At 34.5% G+C, this 3,047-nt stretch carries 2 protein-coding genes; both read left to right on the top strand.

Features of this window, described 5'->3' with window-relative positions:
- On the top strand, positions 1 to 1,491 hold a 1,491-nt coding region (locus tag BKK47_RS08920; protein ID WP_077494507.1), incomplete at its 5' end, for an ATP-binding protein.
- Complete coding sequence (locus tag BKK47_RS08915; RefSeq protein WP_077494506.1) at positions 1,485 to 2,729, top strand: sigma-54-dependent transcriptional regulator; 1,245 nt, start codon at positions 1,485 to 1,487, stop codon at positions 2,727 to 2,729. The genes BKK47_RS08920 and BKK47_RS08915, both read left to right, overlap by 7 nt.
- The last annotated feature ends 318 nt before the right edge of the window (positions 2,730 to 3,047 follow it).

The following is a 3,047-nucleotide window of genomic DNA, read 5'->3' as shown; positions in this document are numbered from 1 at the left end:
ATTCAATGGTTAAATGATGATTTTAATAATGAAATTATTTCTCAGATTAAAGAATTAAATTGGCAGAATAATTATTTTTTGAAGTATTCTTCTTTATCAAATGAGCAAAAGCAAGCGAATTCAGAAAACGAATTGCTGTATTTGTATCAATTAGCGGATAAAAAAGAGCAAATCAGAACCGAGCTAGTGCAATTTTTATATAATTTACAGCCCAATCAAACTACAATTTTGCAGGATTATGCTTATTTAAAGCAACTAATTACAGCATTAATTCAAGCCCCTTCCCACATGATCAAGAATCCAAGTATTGTGCCATTGCAACAGATGTTTAATGATTTATATCAAATGATTGAATCCTATCATGAATTAGATAATCTTGTTCAGGAAATCACTCATTATCAAACTGAATTAAAAAATATTCAATCTCAGAAAAATAATATCGTTGCAAAAACTCAAGAAATGATAAAGCAAGAATTAAATGAAACCAGAGGAAGTTTTACCCGACTAAATGAGAATTTAAAACAACAGACAAAAATAAGTGGAGTAATTATTATTTCTTCATTGCTTATTTTCCTTATTCTAATTGCTTTATTTAATCAATATTATGTTAAGCGCCGTTTAAGTTACCGTTTTTCACAACTCATTTATGCTATCGAAAACCTTAATCTGGGTAGAATAAATCAACCGATCAATGTCAGTGGAAAAGATGAGCTGACAGAAATTGGTTTATTATTAAATAATCATATTCAAATTTTGCAAGAACGAGAAAAAATTGAAAAAGATTTACAGGAAACCCAAAATGAATTGCTCCAAGCGGCTAAAATGGCGGTTGTCGGGCAAACAATGACGACACTTGCTCATGAAATTAATCAACCTTTGAATGCCATATCAATTTATCTTTTTACGCTGAAAAAACGTCTTGAACAGCAAAAAGATAAGCAAAGTTATCTTGATATTGAAAAGATAGAAAAATTAATAGAGCGCATCGCTAATATTATTAAAGCATTACGTCAATTTGCTAAAAATGAAATTTCATCGACACCCCATCAAGTGGTTTCCCTTAAACAAAGTTTGACTGAAGCATGGAATGTATTAGAACTCCGTCATAAACCTCTCAATGCCGAGCTGCAGATTAAACGGGATATTTACTTGCTTGTAAATCCAATTTTGTTGGAACAGGTGTTGGTTAATATTCTTTCAAATGCACTGGAAGCGGGTCAAGCCACACCGATTATTCAAGTTGATGTAGTCTGCTATCAAGACAAAATTTGTGTTTTTATTGAAGATAATGGTAATGGCTGGCAAACGGATAATGCTGATAAATTATTACAACCTTTTTTCACGACTAAAAGTGTCGGATTAGGATTAGGTTTAACGATTTGCCAGCGTATTATGCAACAATTTGGGGGGAAATTGGCGATTGCTTCCGGCCTTTCTAAAAGTGCGGTTGTTATTTTAGAATTTTTACATAGTAAGGAAGAAAAATGTTAGATCAAGAAACGGTGTTACTGATTGATGACGATGATGATGTATTAAATGCCTACCAATCACTATTAAATGCAGAAGGATATCGAATTAAGGCGATCAATAATCCGTTAGATGCACTGGAGATCATACCTGAAAATTGGAAAGGCGTTGTTGTGAGCGATATTTATATGCCTCAACTGTCAGGCTGGGAAGTCTTGAGCCGTTTACATCAAAGGGATAAACATCTCCCCGTGATTTTCATCACCGGACACGGTGATGTGCCAATGGCAATCGAAGCAATGCAAAAAGGGGCATTTTATTTTATTGAAAAACCCATCAAACCGGAAAAATTATTAATACAGCTTGAGCAAGCGTTGAACCAACGACAACACCAACTCGCAATTAAAAATGCACAACAAGAAGCATTAGAAACCGGTTTTATCGGACAGAGTCATTGGATTAAACAATTTCGCCAACGTTTACAACAACTCGGAGAAACCTCATTACCGATTTTTATTTTTGGTGAGATTGGCACAGGGCGAACTCTAGCCGCCCAACATCTTGCCCGCTTTTCGGCAGACCGATTTTCACCTCAACATAGCCTAGAATTGCTTGCCCCCTGTGATATTGAAGCATTACAGCCCCATCTTGAACAAGCCAAACAAGGTTTATTACAACTTAAAAATATTGAGTACCTCTCACAAGCGGCACAGAAAAGGCTGGCATTATCAATTCAGCAACAGCATTTTCGTTTTATTGGTATTAGTCAATATTCTCCGTACCAATTATTGACAGAATTTAATCTTTTACCGGAGCTTTTTTATGCGTTTAATTTAACGCAAATAGAATGTTTGCCGCTTTCTCATCGAACTTCTGATATCGAGCCGATTTTCCGCCATTATTTAGCCCAAACCTGTCAAAAATTAAATAAAAAGAAACCGCCTGTGAGTGAAAATTTTATTAAACAGCTACTCTCCCAACAGTGGCTTGGTAATATTACCCAATTAATTCACACAGCCGAACTTTATGCAGTCGGTGTTACCGTACAAAATGATCGTTTCTCGTTGATGCAGGAACAAAGTGAATTATCGCTTGATCATCTTATTGATGAGTATGAAAAGAAGATCATTATGGATGTGTTAGATCGCTTTCAAGGGAGAATTAACGAAGCTGCAAATTATCTACAAATTCCCCGCAAAAAATTGTATTTACGAATGAAAAAATATGCCTTGAATAAAGCGGATTATAAAGAGTTACTTTAATTTTTATAGATGATTACGATTCATCATATTCAGGAAAAGGGGGCATGACTATTTCTGATACTATCACTGTTGTCAAGTATGGTTAGGAAAGACAAATTCTATGGGAGATAAGAGAAATCTTGCCATGGTAGCGTATGCTTCTTGGTGTATGATAATATTCAAAGTACAGTAAAAGTAAATGTAAAATTAAACTATATTGAACCGCCACAGTAAAAATCATTTGTTAACATCGTAGTAATAAAGAGCGGTCAAAATAGCCGGTGTTTTTCACCGTTTTTCATCAAAAACCAATGGTAGTTTTTTCTTTTTGCTAAAAAC

This window comes from Rodentibacter mrazii, assembly GCF_001998825.1.
In the GTDB taxonomy this organism is placed as follows: domain Bacteria; phylum Pseudomonadota; class Gammaproteobacteria; order Enterobacterales; family Pasteurellaceae; genus Rodentibacter; species Rodentibacter mrazii.
The sequence above is the reverse complement of the archived record's forward strand: the minus strand, read 5'-3'. Positions and strand labels throughout refer to the sequence as shown.

What these genes read in the sequence shown, in the direction of transcription:
- BKK47_RS08915 (WP_077494506.1), top strand. Translation starts at nt 1,485, where the DNA reads ATGTTAGATCAAGAAACGGTGTTACTGATTGATGACGATGATGATGTA.